The organism is Polaromonas sp. CG_9.11 (assembly GCF_015752225.1).
GTDB lineage: Bacteria > Pseudomonadota > Gammaproteobacteria > Burkholderiales > Burkholderiaceae_C > Polaromonas.
The window spans coordinates 100,237-125,083 of sequence record NZ_JADOVE010000015.1 but is presented as its reverse complement, the minus strand read 5'-3'; the positions used below and the strand labels follow the sequence as shown (position 1 = coordinate 125,083).

General features: G+C 63.9%; 24 protein-coding genes. 13 read left to right on the top strand and 11 right to left on the bottom strand.

The features are described 5' to 3' along the window. Positions 1–257 precede the first annotated feature (257 nt). Positions 258–830, bottom strand: a complete 573-nt coding sequence (locus IWX85_RS13590) for a plasmid pRiA4b ORF-3 family protein (protein ID WP_196870093.1) — start codon at positions 828–830, stop codon at positions 258–260. 245 nt (positions 831–1,075) lie between these two features. On the opposite strand from IWX85_RS13590, the gene queA reads away from it, so the two are divergent. From queA to IWX85_RS13550, 8 genes are all read left to right on the top strand, one after another. Further along, positions 1,076–2,170 carry a tRNA preQ1(34) S-adenosylmethionine ribosyltransferase-isomerase QueA gene (gene queA / locus IWX85_RS13585; RefSeq protein WP_036806745.1) on the top strand — a complete coding sequence of 365 codons (1,095 nt, stop codon included), beginning with the start codon at positions 1,076–1,078 and terminating at the stop codon, positions 2,168–2,170. Then, entirely contained in the window at positions 2,167–2,388 is a 222-nt protein-coding gene (locus IWX85_RS13580) for an AbrB/MazE/SpoVT family DNA-binding domain-containing protein (RefSeq protein WP_036806748.1), read from the top strand. Before queA ends, IWX85_RS13580 begins: the two co-directional genes overlap by 4 nt. Then, positions 2,388–2,783, top strand: coding sequence for a type II toxin-antitoxin system VapC family toxin (locus tag IWX85_RS13575; RefSeq protein WP_051984128.1), 396 nt, complete (start codon positions 2,388–2,390; stop codon positions 2,781–2,783). The genes IWX85_RS13580 and IWX85_RS13575 overlap by 1 nt, the downstream gene beginning before the upstream one ends. After that, complete coding sequence (gene tgt / locus IWX85_RS13570; RefSeq protein WP_196870092.1) at positions 2,783–3,910, top strand: tRNA guanosine(34) transglycosylase Tgt; 1,128 nt, start codon at positions 2,783–2,785, stop codon at positions 3,908–3,910. Before IWX85_RS13575 ends, tgt begins: the two co-directional genes overlap by 1 nt. A gap of 3 nt (positions 3,911–3,913) precedes the next feature. After that, positions 3,914–5,140 (top strand): glycosyltransferase family 9 protein, encoded by a 1,227-nt coding sequence (locus tag IWX85_RS13565; RefSeq protein ID WP_196870091.1) that lies wholly within the window; start codon positions 3,914–3,916, stop codon positions 5,138–5,140. Positions 5,141–5,153: 13 nt separating this feature from the next. Next, positions 5,154–5,645 carry a GtrA family protein gene (locus IWX85_RS13560; protein WP_196870090.1) on the top strand — a complete coding sequence of 164 codons (492 nt, stop codon included), beginning with the start codon at positions 5,154–5,156 and terminating at the stop codon, positions 5,643–5,645. Between the two features lie 5 nt (positions 5,646–5,650). Continuing rightward, a complete protein-coding gene (locus IWX85_RS13555; protein WP_196870089.1) occupies positions 5,651–7,447 on the top strand; it encodes a glycosyltransferase family 39 protein in 1,797 nt (598 codons plus the stop codon). A gap of 64 nt (positions 7,448–7,511) precedes the next feature. Beyond that, the gene (locus IWX85_RS13550; protein ID WP_196870088.1) at positions 7,512–8,513 is read left to right on the top strand and encodes an aldo/keto reductase; all 1,002 of its coding nucleotides are present in this window, start codon (positions 7,512–7,514) and stop codon (positions 8,511–8,513) included. Positions 8,514–8,734: 221 nt separating this feature from the next. Here the strand turns inward: IWX85_RS13550 and IWX85_RS13545 are convergent, their stop codons facing one another. Together IWX85_RS13545 and IWX85_RS13540 are read right to left on the bottom strand one after the other, a co-directional pair. Beyond that, positions 8,735–9,808 carry a serine endopeptidase gene (locus IWX85_RS13545; RefSeq protein ID WP_196870087.1) on the bottom strand — a complete coding sequence of 358 codons (1,074 nt, stop codon included), beginning with the start codon at positions 9,806–9,808 and terminating at the stop codon, positions 8,735–8,737. A gap of 146 nt (positions 9,809–9,954) precedes the next feature. Next, the gene (locus IWX85_RS13540) at positions 9,955–11,934 is read right to left on the bottom strand and encodes an MFS transporter (protein WP_196870086.1); all 1,980 of its coding nucleotides are present in this window, start codon (positions 11,932–11,934) and stop codon (positions 9,955–9,957) included. Positions 11,935–12,175: 241 nt separating this feature from the next. On the opposite strand from IWX85_RS13540, the gene IWX85_RS13535 reads away from it, so the two are divergent. Further along, positions 12,176–12,907 carry a helix-turn-helix transcriptional regulator gene (locus tag IWX85_RS13535; protein ID WP_196870085.1) on the top strand — a complete coding sequence of 244 codons (732 nt, stop codon included), beginning with the start codon at positions 12,176–12,178 and terminating at the stop codon, positions 12,905–12,907. A gap of 5 nt (positions 12,908–12,912) precedes the next feature. Here the strand turns inward: IWX85_RS13535 and IWX85_RS13530 are convergent, their stop codons facing one another. Then, positions 12,913–14,205 carry an FIST N-terminal domain-containing protein gene (locus IWX85_RS13530; protein ID WP_036806770.1) on the bottom strand — a complete coding sequence of 431 codons (1,293 nt, stop codon included), beginning with the start codon at positions 14,203–14,205 and terminating at the stop codon, positions 12,913–12,915. A gap of 151 nt (positions 14,206–14,356) precedes the next feature. After that, on the bottom strand, positions 14,357–15,280 hold the full coding sequence (locus tag IWX85_RS13525; RefSeq protein ID WP_196870084.1) for a PhaM family polyhydroxyalkanoate granule multifunctional regulatory protein: 924 nt from the start codon (positions 15,278–15,280) through the stop codon (positions 14,357–14,359). A 351-nt stretch (positions 15,281–15,631) separates the two neighbouring features. Between IWX85_RS13525 and IWX85_RS13520 the strand changes: the two genes are divergently transcribed. Then, entirely contained in the window at positions 15,632–16,045 is a 414-nt protein-coding gene (locus tag IWX85_RS13520) for a VOC family protein (protein ID WP_036806777.1), read from the top strand. Positions 16,046–16,092: 47 nt separating this feature from the next. Here IWX85_RS13520 and IWX85_RS13515 read toward each other — a convergent pair whose 3' ends face one another. Further along, the gene (locus tag IWX85_RS13515) at positions 16,093–17,049 is read right to left on the bottom strand and encodes a fumarylacetoacetate hydrolase family protein (RefSeq protein ID WP_196870083.1); all 957 of its coding nucleotides are present in this window, start codon (positions 17,047–17,049) and stop codon (positions 16,093–16,095) included. A 29-nt stretch (positions 17,050–17,078) separates the two neighbouring features. Here IWX85_RS13515 and IWX85_RS13510 point away from each other — a divergent pair, with 29 nt between their 5' ends. The 3 genes from IWX85_RS13510 to IWX85_RS13500 all read left to right on the top strand — a co-directional run bounded on the left by IWX85_RS13510 (position 17,079) and on the right by IWX85_RS13500 (position 19,661). Beyond that, positions 17,079–18,293 (top strand): DUF3108 domain-containing protein, encoded by a 1,215-nt coding sequence (locus tag IWX85_RS13510; protein ID WP_196870082.1) that lies wholly within the window; start codon positions 17,079–17,081, stop codon positions 18,291–18,293. Positions 18,294–18,383: 90 nt separating this feature from the next. Continuing rightward, entirely contained in the window at positions 18,384–18,665 is a 282-nt protein-coding gene (locus IWX85_RS13505) for a DUF3567 domain-containing protein (RefSeq protein WP_036806783.1), read from the top strand. 117 nt (positions 18,666–18,782) lie between these two features. Then, on the top strand, positions 18,783–19,661 hold the full coding sequence (locus IWX85_RS13500) for a ChaN family lipoprotein (RefSeq protein WP_196870081.1): 879 nt from the start codon (positions 18,783–18,785) through the stop codon (positions 19,659–19,661). A gap of 42 nt (positions 19,662–19,703) precedes the next feature. Here IWX85_RS13500 and IWX85_RS13495 read toward each other — a convergent pair whose 3' ends face one another. The 5 genes from IWX85_RS13495 to IWX85_RS13475 all read right to left on the bottom strand — a co-directional run bounded on the left by IWX85_RS13495 (position 19,704) and on the right by IWX85_RS13475 (position 24,823). Then, positions 19,704–20,705, bottom strand: a complete 1,002-nt coding sequence (locus IWX85_RS13495; protein ID WP_196870080.1) for a galactitol-1-phosphate 5-dehydrogenase — start codon at positions 20,703–20,705, stop codon at positions 19,704–19,706. 22 nt (positions 20,706–20,727) lie between these two features. Further along, on the bottom strand, positions 20,728–21,495 hold the full coding sequence (locus IWX85_RS13490) for an SDR family NAD(P)-dependent oxidoreductase (protein WP_196870079.1): 768 nt from the start codon (positions 21,493–21,495) through the stop codon (positions 20,728–20,730). Further along, positions 21,492–22,805: a histidinol dehydrogenase gene (hisD, locus tag IWX85_RS13485; RefSeq protein ID WP_196870078.1), complete on the bottom strand. Its 1,314-nt coding sequence runs from the start codon at positions 22,803–22,805 to the stop codon at positions 21,492–21,494. Before hisD ends, IWX85_RS13490 begins: the two co-directional genes overlap by 4 nt. 127 nt (positions 22,806–22,932) lie before the next feature. Next, positions 22,933–23,982, bottom strand: a complete 1,050-nt coding sequence (locus IWX85_RS13480) for an ABC transporter substrate-binding protein (RefSeq protein WP_036806798.1) — start codon at positions 23,980–23,982, stop codon at positions 22,933–22,935. Positions 23,983–24,025: 43 nt separating this feature from the next. Continuing rightward, a complete protein-coding gene (locus tag IWX85_RS13475; protein WP_036806801.1) occupies positions 24,026–24,823 on the bottom strand; it encodes an ABC transporter ATP-binding protein in 798 nt (265 codons plus the stop codon). Between the last annotated feature and the right edge of the window lie 24 nt (positions 24,824–24,847).

Genomic DNA, 24,847 nt, shown 5'->3' with positions numbered 1-24,847 from the left:
AGTGATGTGAATGCGGTGTTCTGGTCATGAAATGAAGCTGTCGGGCAGTTAGCCATCAAAGAATTGGATGCGACAACAATTCTGACACCCGGGGTCACTACAAAATGAATAGCTACTTGCGCAGTATTGGCGGGGGCTACGTGGTCAAGCAGGCATTGCCTGATGCATGACGCCATGCCAGGCAAAACCACCTGGTTGCTGCCGCAGGGTAGTCATGCTGCAAAAGCGCAACTCCCCTGTCACTGCCCTGCGTTGCCCTAAATTTTCAACCGCGAGACGCGGCGATCCGTCGCATCCAGGTCAAAGTGAGTCGGATCGAAGTCCTCGCCCAACCATTCCCGGGTGTGTTCATATTCTTCGTCCTGCGGATCATTGGCGACATCCACCATGTCGTAATAGCCATAAATGCCGCCACAGTCCTCCGGCGGGCAGGCATTCTCGCCTGCGACACAGCGGGCCTGACGCGCAGGGCTTTTCGACGCCAGCTCGCGCTCAATCTGAATGTCGTGCTGCCAGCTGTCACCGAAATCGTACAAATAGACGAACTTGGCCTTGGGCTTGGCAACACCGTTGAGGCGAACGATGTCTTCATTGACCGTGCTGTCGTCAAAATCAGTGCCCCACTCCATCAACGGGGCGTAACGCTTGCGCCCGATCTTGAATTCATGCAAATGATCATCGTCCCAGTCCAATGCGGCCTGAATGACCTGGTGCAACTGGTGCAGCGTGAGGTCGCGTGGAACCTGCACGCGGCGCCAAATCAGGGGTTGCGATCCACTCAACGAGACCTTGACTTCGTACATTTTGTTAAGGTCTTGCTTGCCTGCCATCACACGCTCCTTTGTCAATTCAAATTTTTTCGAGGCTGAAATTGTGTGCTCCCCGTTCAGCCCACAGGAATGGATCACCCGGGTCTGGCGCCACCGGTGAATCTTAAAGTCAATGGGGGTCGGATTTCAATCCATCGGCATCTGACCCGAAACTCAAAACCGGGTCTGAAAAAACCCGCCAAGGGCTGCGACAATCCTGAGCTTTTACTTCACTTGGCACGGGGCCAGTTCGCCCCTCAAGCACTATGCCCACGTCTTCACTTGGCGCCACGCGCGCATTCACCCTGAGCGACTTCGACTTTGAGCTGCCCGAAGCGCTGATTGCCCAGCATCCTGCCGCCGAGCGCAGCGCCTCGCGCCTGCTTGATGGCCGGAAAGGCACCATCGCCGACCGCCGCTTTGCCAACCTGCCTGATTTGCTGCTGCCCGGCGACCTGCTGGTGTTCAATGACACCAAAGTCGTCAAGGCGCGGCTGTTCGGCCAGAAGGCCAGCGGCGGCAAGCTGGAACTGCTGATCGAGCGGGTGCTTTCACCCCATGCGGACGCCGGCCATGAGGTCGCCGCGCACATGAAGGTCAGCAAAAAGCCCCTGCCCGGCGCGGTGCTGCAGATGGAGGGCGGCTTCACCGCCACGCTGCTGGGCCGCTGGCCCGAAGCGCACGGACCGCTGTACCGCTTTCGCCTCAGCAGCGACCCGTATGCGCTGATGGCGCAGCACGGCCATGTGCCCTTGCCGCCCTACATCACGCACACCGACTCGGCGGACGACGAGCAGCGTTACCAGACCGTGTTTGCGAAAAACCCCGGCGCCGTGGCCGCGCCGACCGCCGCGCTGCATTTCGACGAGGCCATGCTGGACAAGCTGGCAGCGCGCGGCATTGCTCGCGCCAGCGTCACGCTGCATGTGGGCGCAGGCACCTTCCAGCCGGTCAAGGCCGAGCAGATCGCCGACCACGTCATGCATTTCGAAAGGTTTGAAGTGCCCGCTGCCACGCACGAAGCAATTGCCGCCTGCAAGGCGCGCGGCGGGCGCGTGGTGGCGGTGGGCACGACAACGGTGCGGGCGCTGGAGTCGGCTGCCCATTTCGGCCCGGCCTGCGACGACACCAACATCTTCATCACGCCGGGCTTTGCGTTTCAGGTCGTCGATGTGTTGCTGACCAATTTCCACCTGCCCAAAAGCACCTTGATGATGCTGGTCAGCGCCTTTTCGGGCTACGAACACATCATGGCGCTCTACCGGCATGCGATTGCCGGGCGCTACCGGTTCTTCAGCTATGGCGACGCCATGCTGCTCGATCGATGCATTCCTGGTAAAGCGCTAGAATCATCGACATGAAACCCGCAAGCAACATCGTGACGCTGTCTAGCAAATACCAGGTGGTCATTCCCAGCGCGATACGCGAGCGACTGGAGCTCAAGCCCGGCGCGCAGCTGACCTGGATTGAATTTGACGGTGCGGCGCATCTGGTACCACTCAAGCCCGTCAGCGCCTATCGGGGCATGGCGCGCGCCCTGAAAGACAGCGACATTCCCTGCGAGCCTGAGCGCCTCTGATGCCGAACCGTGCCAAAGCCGGCGAACCTGTGTGGGTGACGCTCGATTCATCGTGCTGGATTGAATACCTGCGCGACACGCCACGGGCAGAGCTTTTCGCCAGTGCGGCGGAAAATCCTGAACAACTGATCGTGCCCATCGTGACAATTTACGAGGTCACCAAAAAACTCCACCGCGAAATCAGCCCGAAAGTCGCGGCCTATGCCGAAGCACTGATGTGCCGGGGGCGCGTCATCGACTTTGACCTGGCGCTGTGCCGCGCCGCCATCGGCAGCCCCCTGCCTTTGGCCGACAGCCTGATTTATGCCACGGCGCAAAGCCATGGCGCCGTTTTATGGACGCAAGACCAGCACTTTGAAGGCCTGGCCGGCGTGAATTACTTTTCCAAAAACTGATGTTGACATTCGAACTCCTCAAGACCGAGGGCCATGCCCGGCGCGGCACCCTGACCCTCAACCACGGCGTGGTGCAGACGCCGATCTTCATGCCGGTCGGCACCTATGGCACCGTCAAGGGCGTGATGCCGCAGTCGCTCCACGACATGGGCGCGCAGATCATCCTGGGCAACACCTTTCACCTCTGGATGCGCCCGGGGCTGGACGTGGTCAAGCAGTTTGGCGGGCTGCACAAGTTTGAAAGCTGGCACAAACCCATCCTGACCGACAGTGGCGGCTTTCAGGTCTGGTCGCTGGGCGAGATGCGCAAGATATCGGAAGAAGGCGTGAAGTTCGCCTCGCCGGTCAACGGCGACAAGCTGTTCCTGACGCCCGAAATCTCGATGCAGATCCAGACGCTGCTCAACAGCGACATCGTCATGCAGTTCGATGAATGCACGCCCTACGACACCAAGGGCCACATCACCACCGAAAGCGAAGCGCGCGCCTCGATGGAACTGAGCCGGCGCTGGGCCAAGCGCTGCGAGACCGAATTCGACAAGCTCGAAAACCCGAACGCATTGTTCGGCATCGTGCAGGGCGGCATGTTCGAGAACCTGCGCCAGGATTCGCTCGAGGCGCTGGTCGAGATGGATTTCCCCGGTTATGCGGTTGGCGGCGTCAGCGTCGGCGAGCCGAAAGAAGAAATGCTGCGCATCATGGCGCACACACCGCACCGCCTGCCGGCCAACAAGCCGCGCTACCTGATGGGCGTGGGCACGCCGGAAGACCTGGTCGACGGCGTGGCCGCCGGCGTCGACATGTTCGACTGCGTGATGCCGACGCGCAATGCGCGCAACGGCCACATGTTCACGCGGTTTGGCGACCTGAAAATCCGCAACGCCCGCTACAAGAGCGAAGAAGCGCCGGTGGACAGCAGCTGCAGCTGCTACACCTGCCGCAACTTCAGCCGCGCCTACATGCACCACCTGGACCGCTGCGGCGAAATGCTCGGCCCCATGCTCAGCAGCATCCACAACCTGCATTACTACCTGAACCTGATGCAGGAAGTGCGCGATGCACTGGACGCCGGGCGCTTTGGCGAGTTCGCCCGGCAGTTCAAGGTCGACCGGCAGCGCGGGGTCTGAGGCGTGAACATCGACCTGCAGCGCTTCATTGACCGCTGGGCCGGCATTCCGCTGTGCGCGGCCGTGTCTGGCATTGATGCGCTCAGGCGCCGCTGGCGGCCAGCGCCCGCCACCCACCAGGCGCCGCGCGCCATCGTGGTGATTTTGCTGTCCGAAATGGGCAGCCTGGTGCTGGCCAACGACATGTTTGCGCGGCTGAAGGCGCGCTACCCCGACGCGCCGCTGCACGCGCTGCTGTTCCGCAAGAACCGCGAAATCCTCGACTTGATGCAGGTCATGGACCCGGCGAATGTGCACACGGTCGATGACCGTTCCCTGACGTCCCTGCTGTCCAGCCTGTGGCAAGCCATCAAGGCGCTGCGCCGCGCGAATGTCGATGTGGCGATTGACTGCGAATTGTTCTCGCGCATCAGCAGCCTGCTGTCGTATGCCAGCGGCGCCCGCGTGCGGGTCGGCTTTCACCGGCACACGCAGGAAGGCCTGTACCGGGGCTCGCACATCAACCGGCCGGTGCCCTACAACCCTTACCACCACATCAGCGCGCAGTTCCTGACGCTGGCGCGGGCGATTGATTCGTCGGCGGTGCCCAAGTCCAAACTGGCCGTCGTGGCCAGCCCGAAGCCGCCACCGCATGTGCAGTTGGATGGCGCGCTGGTCCAGGGCATCCAGACCCGGCTGGCGCAGGACTTTCCCGCGATTGCCGGCAAGCCGCTGGTGCTGGTCTATCCAGGCGGCGGCATCTTGCCGATTCGTGCCTGGCCGCTGGCGTCGTACACCGCGCTGTGCGAGGGCCTGGTGGCCGACGGCTGCGCGGTGGCGGTGATTGGCCTGAAGGACGACCAGGCACTGGCGCGGCAGCTGGTGGCCAATGTGCAGGCGTCTTTTCCGCAAAGTCCGGTGATCGACCTGACCGGCTACACGCGCTCGATTTCCGAATTGCTGGCGCTGTTCCATGTGGCGCGGCTGCTGGTCACCAACGACGGCGGCCCGGGTCAGTTCGCGGCCCTGACGCCGATCTGGACGCTGATGCTGTTCGGCCCCGAAACGCCCGGCCTTTACGCCCCGCTCACGCCTCACTGTTACTCCTTTTACAGCCAGTGGCCGTGCTCGCCCTGCCTGACAGCCTATAACCACCGCACGTCCTACTGCGACGGCGACAACCAGTGCCTGAAGGTGATCGAGCCCGCCGCCGTGCTGGCCAAGGCGCGGGAATGCCTGGCGGCAGCCTGAAAAACACAGCCCGATGTCAAGACTCAGAACCTTTGCCGAGACACTGGTCCGCCTGCTGCCGCCGCGTTTCCAGCAGATGCTGCGCTGGCGCTTCATCAAGTTCGGCCTGGTCGGCGGCAGCGGCACGGTGATCAACATCGCTGTGCTCTATCTGGCGCAGGAGCATGTCTTGGGCAGCATTGTCGACTTTCACACGCGGCTGAACTACTCGATTGCGCTGGCCATCAGCGTCGCCACCATCAGCAATTTCTACTGGAACCGGCGCCTGACCTGGCGCGACCGCACGCGCAACACGCCCCAGCCGGCGCTGCGGCTGTTTGCCAAGTACGTGATGGCCGCCGCGCTGTCAATCATCCTGCAGTCGCTGCTGACCAAGTGGCTGGCGCTGCACCTGCATTACCTGTTCGCCAACGTGATCGCCATCGCGCTGGCCAGCGTGGTCAATTTCGTCGCCAACGACAAGCTGACGTTTCGCCGGCACCGCAAGGCCACGCACCACCCTTGACGCCCATGACGAGCCCTGACACAACGCAAGCACCTGCCCGACGCCCGGGTTTTCCGGTCCACCGGGTGTGGATCGGCCTGGCATTGCTGGTGGCGCTGACCTACCTGTTCGGGCTGGGCGGCGACCACATTCCGCGCAATGGCGACGAACTGGTGTATGCCAACATCGCGCGCCTGACCGCTGCCAGCGGCCACTGGCTGCCGCTTGCCAGCGCCTGGGACTTCATGCGCAACACCAAGCCGCCGTTGCTGTTCTGGCAGGCCATGGTGGCCGGTGGCTGGGGCGACCACTGGACGCTGCTCAACCTGCGCCTGCCCAGCGTCGCCTACACCTGGGGCATCACGCTGATGGTGGCGCTGCTGACCTGGAAGACCGTTCGCAATGCCGACGCAACGCCTGCTGGAGACGCCGCCACTGCCGTGCAGCGCAGCCGCCACGCACTGACCCTGGGCGCCATCGCCGCCCTGGTTTACCTGTCGTTCTTCACCACCTACCGCTACGGCCGGCCCTACCTGACCAGCGCGCCCGAGACGTTCTGGCTGTTCGGCGTGTTCTTTGCCCTGGCCTGGTCGCCCGCCAAACTGCTGGCGTCAAGCTGGAAATTTCCGCTGCTCGCCGGCATCGCGGTTGGTATCGGCTGCCTGTACAAGTCCTTCGTGATGGTGGTGCCGGTCGGGGTTGGGCTGGCGCTGTGCTACCAGGCGGTGGGCGCGCGCGCCCTGCCGTGGCAGATTTTGCGGCCCGGCACTCTCAAGGATGGCGTCAAGGTCGCAGCGATTTGCGCGCTGGGTCTGGGCATTTTCGGCCTGTGGTTTGCCCTCGACCCGCTGCCGGCCGAGGTCTGGCGCGAGTTTGTCGTCGGCGAGAACGCCGGCAAGATGAACTCGTCCAAAGGCTACTTCAAGAGCGCTTTCGGAGGCAGCGGGATTCTGGTGATCCTGACGGGTTATTTCTCCAACGCCCTGTTCCTGCTGCCGCTGTCGGTCGGCTGCTTTGTCGCGGCCTGGCGCAGCTGGCGGCAGCGCCGGTACACGGCGCAAACCCTCAGCGACGCCGAAAAAATCATGTGGCTGTGGCTGCTGGCGCTGGCGCTGGTGTTCATGCTGCCGACCCAGCGCTCGACACGCTACCTGATTCCGGCCATGCCGGCGCTGGCCGTGGTGATGGCGCTGTACTGGCAGCGCATCGGCCGCATCTGGTTCAGCCTGACGCTGGCAGTCTGCATGGTCGGCCTGCTGGCGATGGGCGTGATCGGCTACGGCGCGGTGCGGGCGACGCGGGACCCCTGGATTTTGTCGCCGCTGTTCTGGGTGTTTGTGGCGGGCGCGGCGCTGGCCTGCGGGGCCGGCGTGTTCAAAAAATCCTGGACCCGCCCGGTGGCTGCGCTGTCGGCCTTCAGCGTGCTGTTCGCGCTGGCCTGGGTAACGAGTCCGTTCAATGGCGAACTCGGCCGCTTCAAGCCTGAAACCAATGCGCTGCTCAAGGGCCAGACGGTGCAGGTGCCGAGCAATTTCAACGGCCATTTCGAGCGCTACGAATTCATCATTCCGGGGGCGAAGATCGTCGAGTATTTCGCCGCCCAGCCGGTCGATCACGCCGATGTCGAAGGCCTGTTCAAAAACAGCCGCTACGTGCTGGTGCAGCGGCGTATAGGCCAGTCGCCCTGCACCGCCTGCCGCATCATTGACGAGCGCTGGGACTTGCGCTCGCGTCAGGACGAAAACGACGGTTTCATGGCGGCCCTGAAGACGCCCGAGACCTACTGGTACGCCAAGGAATTTCTGGTCGAGCCGCTGCCATGAGGCTTCGTCACTGCAACCGCCGCCATTCACCACCGCACCTGTCCCATCCTCAAGGAGTCAAGCCATGCAATACCGCCGCCTCGGAAAAAGCAACCTGAAGGTGTCCACCCTGTGCCTGGGCACGATGATGTTCGGCCAGCAAACCCCGATTGAAGAAGCGGCGAACATCATGGCGTCGGCCAAAGCGCACGGCATCAACTTCATCGACACCGCCGACGTGTACAACCACGGCCAGTCGGAGCGCGATGTCGGCCAGTGGCTCAAGGGCCAGCGCGAGCACTGGGTGCTGGCCAGCAAGCTGGGCAATGCAGTGAGCGCTGCGCCAAATGAAAGCCACTATTCGCGCCGCTGGCTGATTCAGGAGACTGACGCCATCCTGGCGCGGCTGCAAACCGACTACCTCGACATTCTTTATCTGCACCGCGACTTCCATGACGAGAACCTCGACGAAGCAGTGCGCGCGCTTGGCGACCTGATCCGTGCGGGCAAGATCCGCAGCTTTGGCCTGTCGAACTTTCGCGGCTGGCGCATTGCCGAAGTGTTTCGCCTGTGCGAGAAAGCCGGCGTGCCGCCGCCTGTCGTCTGCCAGCCGTACTACAACCTGCTCAACCGCGGGCCGGAAGTGGAAATCCTGCCGACCTGCGGCCACTACGGATTGGGCGTGGTGCCCTACAGTCCGCTGGCGCGCGGCGTGCTGACCGGCAAGTACCCGCCCGGCCAGCCGCCCGCCGAAGGCACGCGCGCCGGCAGTGGCGACAAGCGCATCCTGGAAACCGAGTTCCGGGAGGAGTCGCTGGTGATCGCCCAGCAGATCAAGGCGCGCTGCGAAGCCAAAGGCTGGGTGCCTGGACAGTTTGCGGCCGCCTGGGTGCTGGCCAACCCGCTGGTCACGTCGGTCATCGTCGGCCCGCGCACCCTGGCGCACCTGGAAGATGTGTACGGCGCGCTGGAGCTGGTGCTGGACTCCGAAGACGAAGCCTTCATCAACGGCCTGGTGGTGCCCGGTCATGCGTCCACGCCAGGGTTCAACGATCCGAGCTACCCGTTTTTTGGCCGGCCTGTCTGAGCGAACCCTCTCAAGAGGGCAAAGCACTTGACTCTTAAATTAATAGCTTAAAGCGCATGCCAGCTATGCGCAAACGGCCTTTTTAGTTCAAAAAATAGTCACTACTCGGGTTGATGCGCAACGACTGGCGTTATGTTGTTGCCGGCTTCTGTCACCCCGCGCTCGACCCGGGGTCCATCCTTGCGCGCCAGCGGGTTCACCACCGTCGGCTGACAGCAGCTTCAGGACAAACCGGCCATCGGCACTTGACTCGGTCGTTCCCGCTCACCCGTCGCGCCGCAGGCATGGCAGAACTTGGCAAACGCGCTCTTGCGGGTGCTACAGACAGCGCAGTGGTCGAACAGGCCAATCCCGCAATGCGGGCAAAAATCGATTTCCGGGTTTTTTAGGTCCACCGGGCGCTCGCAGCCGGGACATACGCCCTTGGACAGCCGGGCAAGCGCGGTGTCATAGCTCAGTTCCTCGCGGCGCTGCGCATCGGGCAGCTGCTCGGCCAGTTTTTGCCTTTCGAGGTATCGGTTCAGCGCAACGATGGCCTGCCGGCCAACTGCCACCGTCACCACGATGCCGACAATGTAGCGAACGTAGCCGCCGTAGCTCGGCAGATAAGGCACCAGTTCGACGAAAAAGGCGAACAGCGCGAAGAGGATGAAACCCCAGACAAACGGCCAGTAAGTGCTTTTGCGCTTTTTGGCGAACAGCCAGCCAGCCACCGCCAGCAGCGGCAAGGTCAGCGCCAGCCGGTACAAAAACACCCGCAGCTCGATGCGGCGGTATTCGGCATCCAGCAGTTGCTGCGCGGTCTGTTCCATTTCAGCCAGCTTGCGGCGCTCGCGCACCGTGCTCTGGCGGGCATCAAGCAGGGCTTGCTGCTGGGCCTCGACCGCCATGCCGGCGGCGCGCTCCTTGTCCTTCAGGCCGTCGAGCGCGCGGGTGCGGGCCACCAGTTCCGGGTCTTGCTCGGAGAGTTGCGTGGCGCGGCGGGTGGACAGCCAGTTGTCGAAGGTTTCTCGCGCAGCCGCCGAATCGGCCTGCGCCACGCGGCGCTTGAGCTGCGCCTGCTCCAGCGCCTCGTTGGCGTCACGCTCGGCAGTTTTGGTGGCCTTGATGCTGCTGCGCAGTTGCGTGCTGGCGGGTAGGTCCATGAAATCGTCAACCGTGCGCTGTCGCTCCACCTGGGGCAGGTCGCCGACCAGCGTGCCGCCCAGGCCAATCAAAAAGCTGGCAAACACCAGCGCCACGACCCACAGGCCGCGCTGCATCCATTTTTCGGTCAATCGCAGGGATTTGCTCATGGTGCGTTTCGTTTCGTGTTTGTCTTTAAAAAAAGGAGTGGTGCTGGACAGCCAGCAGGCCATTCAGCCAGAAAATTTATGGTGAAATCAGCCGCCACCGCTTTACTGGCTTGAGTTTTCAGCTATTGATAATATAGCGCCTTAATTCAGGCGTTCATCAGCGCCCGAACCCGGGCATGCAGCAGTGCTGGCTCGGCCTGCGCTGGCGCCAGCGCCACACCGACATTCAGCCCCACGCGGCTGAAAATGCCGCGCCGGAAAGGCCGCACCATGGCCACGCTTTTGCCGTTGACCTGCTCGATCCGGCTGAAAAAGGAACCCCACAGATTCGTCAGCGCCATCGGAATTACCGGCACCTGCAGGCCATCGCGGCCGGCGTTTTCAAGGATTTTCATGACGCCGCCCTTGAAGGGCTGGAGTTCGCCGTCCCGGGTGATGCCGCCTTCGGGAAAAATCGCCAGCAGGTCGCCGTCGCGCAACACTTTCGCCGCTGCTTCAAAGGCCGCCTCGTAGGCCGCCGGGTCTTCGGCGCGCGGTGCCACCGGAATCGCCTTGGCCAGGCGGAACAGCCAGCCCAGCACCGGCATCCTGAAAATCCGGTGGTCCATCAAAAAATAGATCGGCCGGGGGCTGGCGGCCATCAACAGCACCGGGTCAATGAAGCTGACATGGTTGCAGGTCAGCACCGCCGCGCCCTTTGCCGGGATGTTCTGGTCGCCCGTGACCCTGAAACGGTAAATACAGCGCGAGGCCATCAGCGCGATGAATCGCAGCAAGTACTCGGGCACCAGCATGAAGATGTAGAACGCCACCACCGCATTGGCCAGGCCGGTGAACAAAAATATCTGCGGAATGCTGAAATTCGCCTTGAGCAGCGCGCCGGCCAGCACCGCGCTGACGATCATGAACAGCGCATTCAAGATGTTGTTGGCGGCGATGATGCGGGCGCGGTGCGTGGGCTGGCTGCGCAACTGGATCAGCGCGTACATCGGCACGCTGTACAGGCCCGCAAAGAGGCTCAGCAGCGCCAGGTCCAGCATCACGCGCCAGTGCGCCGGCTGGCCCATGAAGCTGCCCACGCCCATGAGGCTTGAGGCCGGCAGGCCGCGTGAAGCGAAATAAAGATCAACCGCAAACACGCTCATGCCAATCGCCCCGAGCGGCACCAGGCCAATCTCCACATGGCGGCGGCTCAGCACCTCGCACAGCAGCGAGCCGGTGGCAATGCCGATGGAAAACACCACCAGCAGCAACGACGCGACATGCTCGTCGCCGTGCAGCACTTCCTTGGCAAAGCTGGGAAACTGGCTCAAAAACACCGCGCCGAAAAACCACATCCAGCTGATGCCCAGCATCGAGCGAAAGACGACCAGATTGGTTTTGGCCAGCTTCAGGTTGCGCCAGGTTTCGGTCACCGGGTTCCAGTTGATCTTCAGGCCCGGATCGGTCGCCGGCGCCTGTGGGATGAACTGCGCCACCATGCGCCCGACCAGCGCCAGCGCCACGCACGACACGGCGACATAGTGCGGCCCCACGCCCGGCACCGCCACCATCAGCCCGCCGACGATGTTGCCCAGCAAAATCGCCACGAACGTGCCCATCTCGACCATGCCGTTGCCGCCGGTCAGCTCGCGCTCGCTCAGCGCCTGCGGCAGGTAGGCAAACTTCACCGGGCCGAACAGCGTCGAATGCAGGCCCATCAAAAAGGTGCAGCCGAGCAGCACCGGCACCTGGACACTCACAGTGCCGCTGAAAAAACCCACGGCGGCAATCCCCATGATGACCACTTCAAGGTTCTTGACGAAACGGATGATGCGGGTTTTCTCGAACTTGTCGGTGAGTTGCCCGCTGGTCGCCGAGAACAGCAAAAACGGCAGGATGAACAGCGCGCCAATCACCAGCCCGGCCAGCGCCGGCGGCAGCCAGCCGACGCTGAGCTGGTAGGTCACCATCACGGTGAAGGCGAACTTGAACAGGTTGTCGTTGGCCGCACCCGAAAACTGCGTCCAGAAAAACGGTGCAAAGCGGCGCTGCCCGAGCAGGGCGAACTGGTTCGGGTGCGCATCGGCCAAGGGGGCCGCCAGGGCGGGCGGGGCAGCCTGCGGTGTGGACAGTTCAACGCTCATGCCGGACTCCTGTGAGGGTGGATTTGTATTGCACAGGTAACAAGGCGTACGCCTGCGCAACTCCCGGATTCTGCCCTGATTTCGGGCAGTGAAAGACGGGATAAAAAGCGGTCAACAGCATGCAAACTCCTTGGATGAATTGAAAGGGAATGCATGGACTGTGCCGAAAACCAGCGCATAAAGATGCTTATTTTGATGCAGTGGCCTCTTTTCAAACTCAAGGTATCGACAATCAATACCCATGAGCACCACCGCCGACCTTGTCGTCATCCTGAAAAAAGAACTCAAGACCGCCCGCATGACCTATGCCGACCTGGCGCTGGCCTTGGGCATGGCCGAGTCCAGCGTCAAGCGCATGCTGGCCCGGGGCGACATGCCGCTGTCGCGCATCGACGCGATTTGCCGGGCCCTGAAGCTGGACTTTGCCGACCTGGCGCGCCAGGTGGCCGACGCGCAGCCGCTGCTGGCCCAGCTGACCGAGGCGCAGGAAAAAGCCGTGGTGGCCGACAAGAAACTGCTGCTGGTCGCCCTCTGCGTGCTGTCGCAGTGGACGCTGGAGCAAGTCACCGGCAGCTACCGGCTGACCGAGGCCGAATGCATCGGCTACCTGGCGCAGCTTGACCGTATTGGCATCATTGAATTGAAACCACAGAGCCGCTACCGGCTCAAGCTGGCCAAGACCTTCCGCTGGCGCTCGCACGGCGCGGTGATGGACTACTTTCGGGACAACGCCCTGCTGGACTATTTTTCCGGCGGCTTCGACGGCCCCGGCGAGGGCCTGTTGCTGGTGCATGGCGCGATCAGCCGGGGCCTGGCGCCCTCTTTCATGGAGCGCATGCAGCGCGTGGCGCAGGATTTTGCCCAGCAGCACCAGGCCGACCAGAAGCTGGCAGAGAAGGACCGCGAAGGCTACACGCTGCTGCTGGCGATGCGCAGCTGGGAATTCGCGGCGTTTGCGGCCTTGCGGCGCTGAAAGGCTCAGGCCGCGGCCGTGAACACCGTCAGCACGCCGGTGTAGCCATACAGGTGGTTGCGGGCGATCTCGCCGCCGGCAAAGAATCCCACCAGCGGCACATCGCCCAGGGCGCGCCGCACGATCTGCAATTCGGCACTGGGCGCGCCAAAATGCGGCCCGCCGCGCCCCGCGCAGCTGACATAAATGGCGCCGGCAATGCGCCGGGCCGGGTGCGGTGCCGACTGCGCCTCGGGCAGGTTCAGGGCCGTTGCCACTTCCAGCGTCAGTTCCTCGGGCTCCAGTTCTTCGCGGATTTCAGCGCAGATGCGCACCAGGTCGGCACGCGCAGCGTCGGCATGGCGTTCGCAAAAAGCCAGCTTCATGCCGACGCTGGCCACATCGGCTATCGCGATGCCCTGGCGCGTCGGATCGAGTCCGATCAGGTGGCGCACCATGACCTCGGCGCCAAACTGGCCCGAGCGCTGCCGGGCGACATCGTTCGGCAGGTCCGCGTCATGGCTCAGGCCGACCAGCGTGGTGCGGACTTTAGCCAGCGCCTCGCGCGGCTGCTCCAGCGACACGCCCAGGTCGGCCAGCAGCACCTCCAGCGCCGGCCGGCCATCGAGTTCGGTGACCACGTTGGCATCGCAGGCGGTGATGTCGTAGGCAGCTGACACCGGCCGGCAACCCTGGGTGACGCGCGACATCAGGCCCATGCCGCCTGACGCATCGCGCGCAAAGGCCACGCCGCTCAGGCCACCGCTGAACACGCCGCAGGCCGCGCCCTGCCCTTTCAGGTTGCCGTGGCCGCTGAGCGCGAACTGCACCGTCCGGCTCCGGCTCGATGCCAGGCCGCCGAACACATAACCGCTTTCGGTGCGTTCGGCCATCTCGGCAATCAGTTCGGCCACATCGGGCGTGGCCGCATCGGCATGGACCAGCGCGGTGTGCGCGTTGAAAACGCCAGCATGCGCCGGCGGCAGCGGCGACACGCCGGAAAACACACGGTAGTGGTCGTGCGGCAGTTCACACAGCATCACGGCCAGGGCCGGCTCATCGAAATACTCGACGTTGTTCGACGCGATGCCGACGCCCACGGTGCCGCTCCAGTCGGTGATGAAGGGCAGCTCTGCGCTCAGGTGGTCGAGGATTTCCTGGGCCTGGGCCGCATAGTGGTCGGTGATGTAGAGCAGCGCCAGCGTCGGCGAGGCGGCATAGGCCGGCAGGGCCATGTAGCCGCGCAGCTGCGCCAGCACCAGAGCGGCCGCCATTTCCCATTGGGGATGGGTGGCGTGGCCGTAGGGGAAGAGTTTCATAAAGCAGGAACGCCGTTAGCCGTTAAAAGTGGATTCAGGGCTGCAATGTGGCACATCAGGCGCAACCCTGCCGAAAGCCGGGTTCCCGGTCGGGCCTGACGCGCACAAGAATCAAGCCCGCCGCCCTGACCGGCTCCCGGTGCGGAGCGCTTCAGCGCGTCGTCTTGCGTGCCGGTGTCTTGGCCTTTGTCGCGGTCTTAGGTGCGGCTTTGGCCGCTGGTGACTTGGCGGCGGCCGACTTGCCCGCGCCCGTCTTCGAGGCCGACTTCCTTGCGGTCGGGACTGCCGTTTCTTTTGCGGCGCCAGCCTTGGGCCAGCTGCCGGCCATGGCCGTGTTCATGGCAGCGCGGGTGCCACCGGCCATCGTCTTGCTGGCGGTCTCGGCCATGTTCTTGGCCATGTCGGTGGCGGTCCTGACCGCGTCCTTGGCCATGCCGGCCGCCATGCTCTTGCTTGCATCGATGGCGCTGGTCTTGGCCACTTCCTTCATCGCCTCGGCAGCAATGGCCTGGAACTGCTGGGTCAGCGCCCCCCACCACTGCATCGGGTCTGCCAGGCCGGTCGCCGGGGCTGGTGCGTCGCCGGCCTCGGCCCGGGAGTCTGGGGATTTTTCGCCGGCGTCCGGGCCAGTGTCGGCCTTTTCCTTGCTGGCCTGAAAGGCCGAAGGGGGAATTTCAAGACCGGCAAAGCCCTTGGGCTTGTCAGCCGTGCGCTGCATGCCGCCCGACAGGCTGTCGCCGACCTTGAGCTTGAAGGCATTGGCCACTTCACCCATGTTGAAGTTCATGCCCTTGAGGGTGGCGAGCGTCATTTTCTGCACCTCCAGCGCCTGGATGGTGGCCTTGAGTGCCGCTGCGTTCTGGTCGAGCCAGAACTGCACCGCCTTCAGTTCCTGCACGCGCTTGTCCAGTTCCTCGACGTTGAGCGTGGGCGCTATCCAGTTTCCGAGGTTGGGCAGTTGCGGTATGGCGTGCGTCGCGCTCCCGGCGGCCTGTTTGGCCAGGTTTTGCAGAAAATCGAAACCGGGCACCAGTTTGCCAAAGTCGGGAAAAGACGGGGTGTTTGCGTTGCTCATTGAAGTGTCTCCTGGCGGTGGTTGCAGTGTTGCGTCTGTGGGGTCGGGCTCCGGCGGCCCTGTGGGCGCAAAGGGCATGGATAAACCCCTGCACACGGCCTGATTGTGCAGCGCGGGGGCATTGCGTCAACCGGTTTTTTTCGATGCGTTTGCCTGAACGGACGCGCAGCCAGAGCGGTCTCGCCGGCCTTGCTTGTTTTGCAGCCGGAATCGCCCTGTCTCCTGATGAGCTGTTCCTCATGCGCTTCTGGTTTGATAGCGCTTCAGCCGGTTTGCGGTGTCGCACCCGGTGGGCCATCCGTGCGCCGCGCCGCGCTTCACGCCGGCCGGCCCGGCTGCTAAGCTGGGGCCATGAAAAGCCTGTTTCACCTTGCCTTCAACGTCACCAATCTGGACGAGGCGCGCCGCTTTTATGGCGGCGTGCTGGGCTGCGCGGAAGGCCGCGCATCCGCCACCTGGGTCGATTTTGATTTCTTCGGCCACCAGTTGTCGCTGCACCTGGGCGAACCGTTCACCACCCAACGCACCGGCCATGTCGGGGAGCACCTGGTTCCCATGCCGCACTTCGGCGTGGTGCTGGCCCTGCCCGACTGGCAGGCGCTGGCCGGGCGCCTGCAGGCGGCAAAGACGACGTTTTTGCTGGCGCCGCAGGTGCGCTTTGAAGGCCAGCCGGGCGAGCAGTGGACGATGTTTTTTTGCGATCCGTGCGGCAATCCGATCGAGGTCAAGGGCTTGCGCTCGCTGGACACGCTTTACGCGGCTTGATGCGCGTGCCGGCCTGAATTCAGGCCGGCATTCCGGCTCGCAGCGCGTCAAGCCGGCGGCGTGATTTCCTGCTCGATCGCGCCGAACAGCGACTGTCCGTTTTTGCCCTTGACCTCGATGCGCAGGGTGTCGCCGAACTGCATGAAACGGGTGGTGGGCTGGCCGGTGTCAACGGTCTCGACCGCGCGCTTTTCGGCGATGCAGCTGTAGCCCTGGCGCCAGTCCGCGTGGCTGACCGGGCCGGCGCCGACGATGCTGCCGGCGCTCACCGGCCGCGTTTTGCACAGGTGCGACAACAACTGGCCGAAGTGAAACGTCATGCCTGCGCCGGCGTCGCACAGGCCGACCTTGCGGCCGTTCCAGCTGGTTTGCAGGCTCAGGCCGAGCCGCCCCTGGCGCCAGGCGTCGCCGGCTTCGTCAGGCGTGACGGCCACCGGGCCAAAAGCCGTCATGGGCTGGCCCTGCAGCGCGCCCAGGCTGCGCAGGCAGATGTCGCTGGCCAGCAGCAGCAGACGGATACCGTCCAGCGCCTGTTCGGGGCTGGCGCCCATCGGCACGTCGCCGGTGATGACGGCCAGCTGCGCTTCAAAGTCGATGCCCCCCGCTTCGCTGGCCAGCACCACGTCATCGCGCGGACCGATAAAGCCGTCGCTGCCGCCCTGGCGCAGCAGCGGCTCGGCGTACAGGCTAGGTGGCAGCGTGGCCGCCGGGAGGCTGCCCAGCCGTTCGACATGGCTGGCATACGCCGGGCCGCTGACCCACTGGTAGGCGCGCGGCAGCGGCGCCATGCACTGCGCTGGATCAAACGCAAAGGCATGCCGCGCCTTGCCGCTGTTGAGCAGTTCAGACAGGTCCTGCAGTTGCGGCGCCATGAAGCGCCAGTCGTCGAGCACCTGCTGGAGCCGGCTGGCGATGCCGGTCGCATAATGGGCGGTTGACAGGTCGCGCGACACCACGACCAGCTGGCCGTCGCGCGAGGCGTCCTTGTAGGTAGCGAGTTTCATGATTTCCAGAATAAATGAATGGCCGGGCGATGCGTCCTGACAGGCTGACTTCCGACACCCCGGCAACAGGCCAGATTGTGCCGCGCCACGCCGCACCGCCCTGGCGCACCCTGGGCCTGCTGGCCGCCGGGGTGCTGGCCGTTCATGCACTGATGCTGCAAACCCGTCCGGCCCGCTTCGGCCCGGCGCAGGCACCGCCGTACCACAGCGTCGCAGTGCTGACCACCCGCAGCATTGCCCTGCCGCCGGTGGCCGCCAGCCTGCCACCGGCCGAAGCTGCGCCTCCCGCACCAACCCCGCCCCAACCGGTCGCCAAGCCTTCCAAAAAGCCAATTTTCAAGCAAAAAGTGCCTGTTGCGCAGAACCAGCCTGCCCCACCAGCTATTGATTCCATAGCACCTCCTAGCCCGCCGCCTGGCAGAGTCGATGAAACGCCCGCCCCGGCAGAGGCGGACAGCGCCGCGCCCTCCACGGCCTTGCCGGATGCCGCACCTGCACCCGCAGTTTCCGCCAGCAGCGCCACGGCAGGGGCCCCGACGCCGCCCGCCAGCGATGCTGCAGCGCCTTTACCGCCGGTGCCAGTGACCCAGACGCCGGTCACAGCCATGGCGCTTGCGGCAAGCGCCCGGCTTGACTACCGCATGACCGGCAGCGCCAAGGGCCTGACCTACCATGCCCAAGGCGAACTGCTCTGGGAAAATGCCGGCGGCAGCTACACCGCGCGCATGACCGTCAAGGCGTTGTTCATCGGCTCGCGCAGCATGAGCAGCACCGGCCAGATCAGCCCACAAGGGCTGGCGCCCACGCGCTTTTCCGACAAGTCGCGCACCGAGGTGGCGGCCCATTTCGAGCCCGACAAGGGCCAGATCAGTTTCAGCGCCAACACGCCCACGGTGCCGTGGATTCAGGGCGCGCAGGACCGGGTCAGCGTGTTTTTTCAGCTCGGCGGCATGCTGGCGGGCAACCCGTCGGGTTTTGCGGCGGGCTCGACCATTTCAACGCTCACCGTCGGGCCGCGCGCTGCGGACAACTGGACCTTTGAAGTCGAAGGCCCGGAATTGCTCGCCCTGCCTTTCGGCGAAACGGCGACCGTCAAGCTGTCGCGCCAGCCCCGCCGCGACTACGACCAGAAGGTTGAAATCTGGTTTGCCCCGGCGCTGGACTATCTGCCGGTGCGCAGCAGGATCACCCAGGCGAACGGCGATTTTGTCGATCAGCAACTGAGCGAGCTGACGCGTCCCTGAGCCGTCCATGAGCCGTCTATAAGGCCTTGCCCGCCCAGGCCCCCTTGAAGTTGCGCCGATCGTGGCCATCTGCGGGGAAAGGATATCTCCATGCAACTGCTTTACGACTCTGAATCATTTGTGGTGGTGCAAATTCACGCGAATGCGCCCGAAGACTCGGCACCCCGGCCAGCCGTTCCCCAACTCGCCCGGCACGGCTATGAAATCGTGGACAAGCGCTCGGGCAAGCAGGTTTACCTTGACGGCTCTTGGGCAGAAATGTTCCAGCAGCGCCTGAGCGGCTGGGAAAAGGACACGCCTACCCAGGAAGAGGTCGAGGACACGCTGGAAGGCTACAGCGGCTTGGCGAACACGCCGGTTTCCCTGCACTGACCATTTGGCTGGCCCCTGCGCCGACAGAGCTTGACTGCATCCGCAACCGCTCCGACAAAAAGCCCGCAAGATGCCAAACGCAAGGCAGCGCGCCGACGAAGGCTTTAGTATTCGGCCATGCTGTTTACTTCCCGCGTCCTTTCACCCTGCCGTTTCGCCTTGCTTGTTGTGGCCTCATCCGCATTGCTGACCGCGGGTTGCGCCGGCAGGCCCGAACTGCCCATCCTTGAACAGACCGGCAACCGCATGGCTGCCCAGACAGCGACACGGCTGGAGGCATTACTGCCCGCCGACGTGCTGCTGGTCGGCGAACAGCACGATGCGGCGGCGCACCATGAACTGGAGCAGCAGATCGTTTCCAGCCTGGCAAGCCGGGGCCTGCTGGCCGCCGTGGCGCTGGAAATGGCCGAGGTCGGTGTCAGCACCGCGCAGCTCAAACCGAGTTCGACCGAAGCGCAGGCGCGCAGGGCATTGAAATGGGACGACAAGTCCTGGCCGTGGACGGCCTACGGGCCGGCGGTGATGACCGCCGTGCGCGCCGGCGTGCCGGTGCTGGGTGCCAACCTGCCGCGCGACCAGATGACGGCCAGCATGAACGACAGCAAGCTCGATGCGCAGCTGCCAGGTCCGGCCCTGAAGGCGCAGCAGCAGCGCATTCGCATCGGCCACTGCAACCTGCTGCCCGAAAGCCAGATCACGCCGATGACGCGCATCCAGATCGCCAAGGACATCACCATGGCCGACACCGTTCACCAGTTGCTGCTGCCCGGTAAAACGGTGGCGCTGCTGACCGGCAACGGCCATGCCGACCGTACCCTGGGGGTGCCGCAGCACCTGCGGGCCGACGTGAAGGCCAAATCCCTGCAGCTGCGCGCTGGCGATGGCGATGCCACCGACCGGCCCGGCGCGTTTGACAGCGTCTGGCCGACACCGGCATTGCCCGAGACCGACTACTGCGCCGAATTGAAGGCGCAGTGGCCTGCAGCCGGCAAGTAGCTTGGTGCAATCCCCCGGGCAGCCCGGGGCGGCCGTTGCCTATCAGGGCCGCAAGACGATCTTGGCCGATGCTGCGCGGCCTTCGTCGAGGTCCTGAAAGGTGCGCTGCCCCTGCGCCATGGGCCGTTCCTCAACCCAGGCCAGGTCTCCGAACACGCCCGCATGCAGCGCGGCCACGGTGGCGCGCAGGTCGGCGGTGGTGTAGGTGTAGGTGCCCAGCAGCGTGATTTCAGACAACGTCAGCTTGCGCATGTCGATTTCGCTGGCCCAGTCCTGCAGGCCCACATGCATGATCACGCCGCCGGGCCGGATGGCGACAAAGGCCTGCTGGCGCGTCGCCTTGGCACCCACGGCATCAAACACATAGTCGTAATGGTTTTCAGCGGGTGTCTGTTGGCGCGGGTCCAGGGTTTCACAACCGACATGGGTCTGTACCGCCTCACGCCGCAGGGAATTGGGCTCACTCAGCGTGAGCCGGACCACGCCCAGGTGCTTGAGCAGCAAGGCGGCCAGCATGCCAATGGCACCACCGCCAATCACCAGCACGCGGCATTCGTGCACCGGACGCGGCAGCACGCGCAGCGACAGGTTGACGGCGTGCCAGGCCGTGGCCGCCGGTTCGGTCAGCGCCGCCGCCACATCGGACATGTCCTGCGGCATGGCGATCAGGGACGCGGCCGGAATGCTCATGAACTCGGCGTAGGCGCCGGGTCGGGTCATGCCGACCATGGTGCGGTTGGAACACAGGTTGTTGCGGCCCTGCACGCAGTAGTCGCAGACACCGCAGGTGATCAGCGGGTTGCCGGTGAAACGCGTGCCCGGCTCAAAACCACGGGCAGCCGATTCCGCCACCGTGCCGACAAACTCGTGGCCCAGCACCAGCCCTGGCGTGCGCCGCGGGTCGTGGCCATGCCAGGCATGCAGGTCGGAGCCGCAGATGCCGACGGCGTCGATTTTGAGCACCACTTCGCCATCGGTCAGTTCGGGCCGGGGGCGCTCCTGCAATTGCAGCTCGTTGGGTTGGGTGTAAACAAGGGCTTTCATCCGATGGATCCTTTTTCAGTTTTCAACGCGCGGTGAAGCCGCCATCGACCATCAGCGTCTGTCCGGTGATGTAGGCGCTGGCCGCGCTGGCCAAAAACACCGTCGCGCCATGCAGGTCCGTCAGTTCTCCGTTGCGCCCGATACAGGTTTGCGACGCATTGCGCGCTGCCAGCTCGGGGTTGTCAAACACGGCGGCCGTCAGCGCGGTCGGGAAAAATCCCGGCCCGATGGCATTGCAGGTGATGCCGTGCGGCGACCACGCCTGGGCGATGGCGCGTGTCAGCTGCACCACGCCGCCCTTGCCGGCGCCATACGGCGCGCTGTTGGCAAACGCACGCCAGCTTTGCAGCGAAGCGATGTTGATGATGCGGCCCCAGCGGCGGTCCTTCATGCCGGGCGCGAGCGCCTGCGTCAAAAAAAACGGCGCGGAAAGATGCAGCGCCAGCTGCGTTGCCCAGCTTGCAGGCGTGACGTCCAGAAACGGCTGCCGCAGGTTGATGCCGGCGGCGTTGACAAGGATGTCAACGCCGCCCAGCGCCGCTTCGGCTGCAGCTGCCACATCCCGCAGCGCGGCGGCATCGGCCAGGTTCGCCGCCAGGGTGGTGGCAGCGATTCCTTCGGCCTGCAGGCGCGTAGCGGCAGCGTCGAGTTCGCCCTGGCGACGCGCCACCAGCAGCACCTGCGCGCCTGCCAGGCCCAGCGCGCGGGCCATGGCTTCGCCGATGCCGGAATTGCCGCCCGTGACCAGCGCCCGCCGGCCCGACAGGTCGAACAGTTGCGCAATGCTCATACCGACACCGGCTCGCCCAGATCGAACGCAGTCCCGGGAAAGTATTTGGCCAGCCGGTCGTCCGCCGTTCGGGCATGGGCCTCCATGCCTTCCAGGCGTGAAATACGCGCAGTGACTTCGCCAATGTCACGGGCCCCATCGCGTGTCATGCGCTGCCAGGTCAGGGTTTTCATGAACTTGTGCACCGACAGGCCGCCGGAGTAGCGCGCCGCGCCCTTGGTCGGCAGCACATGGTTGGGGCCGCTGGCCTTGTCACCAAAGGCCACCGTGGTTTCCTCGCCAAGGAACAGCGAGCCGTAGGAAGTCAGGTTGTCCAGCCACCAGTCAAGATCACGGGCATGCACTTCCAGGTGTTCGCTGGCATAGCGGTCTGACACCTCCACCACCTCATCCCGGGTGTCGCACAAGATCACTTCGCCGTAATCGCGCCAGGCGCTGCCGGCGGCGTCACGCGCGGTAGGCGGCAGTTTGTCAATCAACTCGGGCACCCGTTGCATTACCTGCTCGGCCAGTGCCCGGGAGGTGGTGAACAGCCAGGCGGGTGACTCATGGCCATGCTCGGCCTGGCCGACCAGGTCACTTGCAACCATGGCCGCATCAGCGCTGTCGTCCGCAATGACGCCGACCTCGGACGGACCGGCAAACACATCGATGCCGACCTTGCCAAACAATGTGCGTTTGGCTTCGGCAACGAATTTGTTACCGGGTCCGACAATGACATCCGCAGGCTGGCCCGTAAAAAGGCCATACGCCATCGAGGCAATGGCCTGCACACCGCCCAGCGTCATGATGACATCGGCACCGGCCCGGTCGAAGGCGTATAGCAGATACGGATGCATCGGACCGCCACGAAACGGCCCGGAGCAGGCGATGATGGTTTTCACACCTGCCGCCTTGGCCGTGGCCACGCCCATATAGGCCGAGGCGATGTGCGCATACCGCCCGGCAGGCGCGTAACAACCGGCCACATTGACCGGCAGTACCCGTTGCCCGGCAGTCACGCCTGGATGCAGGCCCACCGAGAATTCGTTCAGCGACCGGCGCTGCGCCAGCGCAAAGTCGCTCACCTGCTTGATCGCAAAATCGATGTCGCGCCGCACCTGGTCAGGCACCTCGGCGCTGCGCCGCTCGATCTCGGCCCGGCTCACCACGATCTCGCCGTCCCACTGGTCGAGTTTTTTGGCATAGGCCCGCACCGCCGACTCGCCGTTGGCGCCAATTTCGCCCAGCATGGTGGTCACGACTTGCTGGGCACTGGCTGTTTCTGTTTCCGGCGTCTTGTCGGCTTTTTTCAGGTATGTCACAGTCATTTCAATCTCCTCAAGGGGTCAATAAAAAGTCAATCAAAAAGGCGCCGCCAACCTCATTTGAAAGCCCTTACAAATCCAGGCTTTGAAAAAGCACCTCCACGACAGGCGTGCAGGTGCTTTGCGTGACTTACTGGGTGCGGTTGGCGAACTCTCGCAATTTGGGGTTCGCGTTGACACGCTTCATGTAGGCATCGGTGATGTAGTCGTTGCCCGGCGGTGTGGTGTTGATGGCGCCCGTGCCGCGCATGAAGGCGGCAATTTGCCCAAACCAGGTGTCCATGTCGGAAGCGCCCCGGCTGCGGTCCATGCGGGCGAGCTGCTGTTCGAGGCTAAAGGTCGGGCGCTTGGCAAACTCCTTTTGCAGCGAAGCGTCGGAGACATTGACACCCCCCTGCTCGTAGAACTTGCGCATCATCACCACCGCTTCGGGCCGGTTGGCATTCATCCACGACCAGGCGCGCAGGTAAACGGCGAGAAATTTCGCGACCTCCTCGGGGTTCTGCTCGGCGTATTCACTGCGTGCCACCAGCGCACCGGGCACGATGGCGCCGCCGTCCTTGCCCGAGCAGAGCTGGACAGCGCCAGCCTTTTCTTCCACCGCATAGGTGTTGGGCGCCCAGAGCCCGGCCAGGTTGGCGCCGCCCGACGCCAGCGCCGAGATGATTTCGGACTGCCCCATGTTCTTGATCATCACGTCCTGCTTGGTCAGTCCGTATTTTTTCAGGCACGACTGGACCGCAAAATCTCCAGTGGAATTGCTGGTGAGCAAAATCGTCTGGCCTTTGATCGCCGCCGGGTTTTTGGCGATCTGGTCAGCCATTTCCTTGCTGACCATCAGGGCGTTGGCGTCCGATTCGTCATTGGTCAGGCCAATGGTTTTGATGCCGAAGCGCATATGGCCCAGCACCGCCGGCACAGAGCCTGTTCCGCCCACATCCCATGATTTGGCCGCAGCAGCAGCCATTTGCGGCACACCCGCCGGGAAGATGCTGAACACCGGCTTGAGCCCTACTTCAGCCCACCAGTTCTTCTCTGCGGCAACAAAAAACGGCAAGGACCAGTACAAGGCCGGCTGGTAGCTGACCTTGATTTCAGTGAGCGGTGCCTGCGCTTGAGCGCCCAGCGTGGCGCTGGCGACAAGAGCGCCCAGCAGGGTGTTGCGCAAGAAGGTTTTCATGGGAATCTCCTGAAGTTAGTGGAATAAAAATCCGGGGCCTGACTCAATGGATTGCCGCATCGTGCTGATCGCGCAGCAATTTCCATATCTGGGTTCGAAGGTGAACAAAAGACGGCTGGTCCATGACGTCCTCGATGCGCGGCAGGGCGTCCCAGCCTTCTGCATCGCGAATGGATTTGATGTCGATGATTTCCCGGATCGTGCCGGGCCGGCGCGACATCACCACGACGCGGTCGGCCAGGTAAACCGCCTCTTCCACCGCATGGGTGATGAACAGCACGGTGCGCGGATGCTTGCGCGCCAGGCGCACCAGCTCCTCCTGCATGACCACGCGCGTCTGGGCATCGAGCGCGCCAAAGGGTTCATCCATCAGCAAGACCTTGGGGTCGAGCACATAGGCCCGGGCAATCGCCACCCGCTGCTGCATGCCGCCCGAGAGCTGGTGCGGAAAGGCTTTTTCGTAACCCTTCAGGCCCATCAGGTCGATGTATTGCTCGATACGTTTTTTCCTTTCGGCCGCCGCGATGCCCAGCGAATGCAGGCCGAACTCGATGTTGTCCCAGACGGTTTTCCAGGGGAACAGCGCAAACTGCTGAAACACCACCGCACGGTCCGGGCCGGGGCGCGTCACCACCTCGTTGTCCACCATCACATGGCCGCCCGTGGGATGTTCAAGTCCCGCCGCCATGCGCATGCAGGTGGTCTTGCCGCAACCCGACGGCCCCACGATGGCGACAAACTCGCGGTCGCCGACCTCCAGGTTGACGCCCTTGAGCGCGACAAAGTCCTGGTTGCCCTGGTGAAAGGTGCGCTCCACATTGTTGAAATGAATGATGGCCATAGGTCTCCTGGGCTGGTGTTTTTC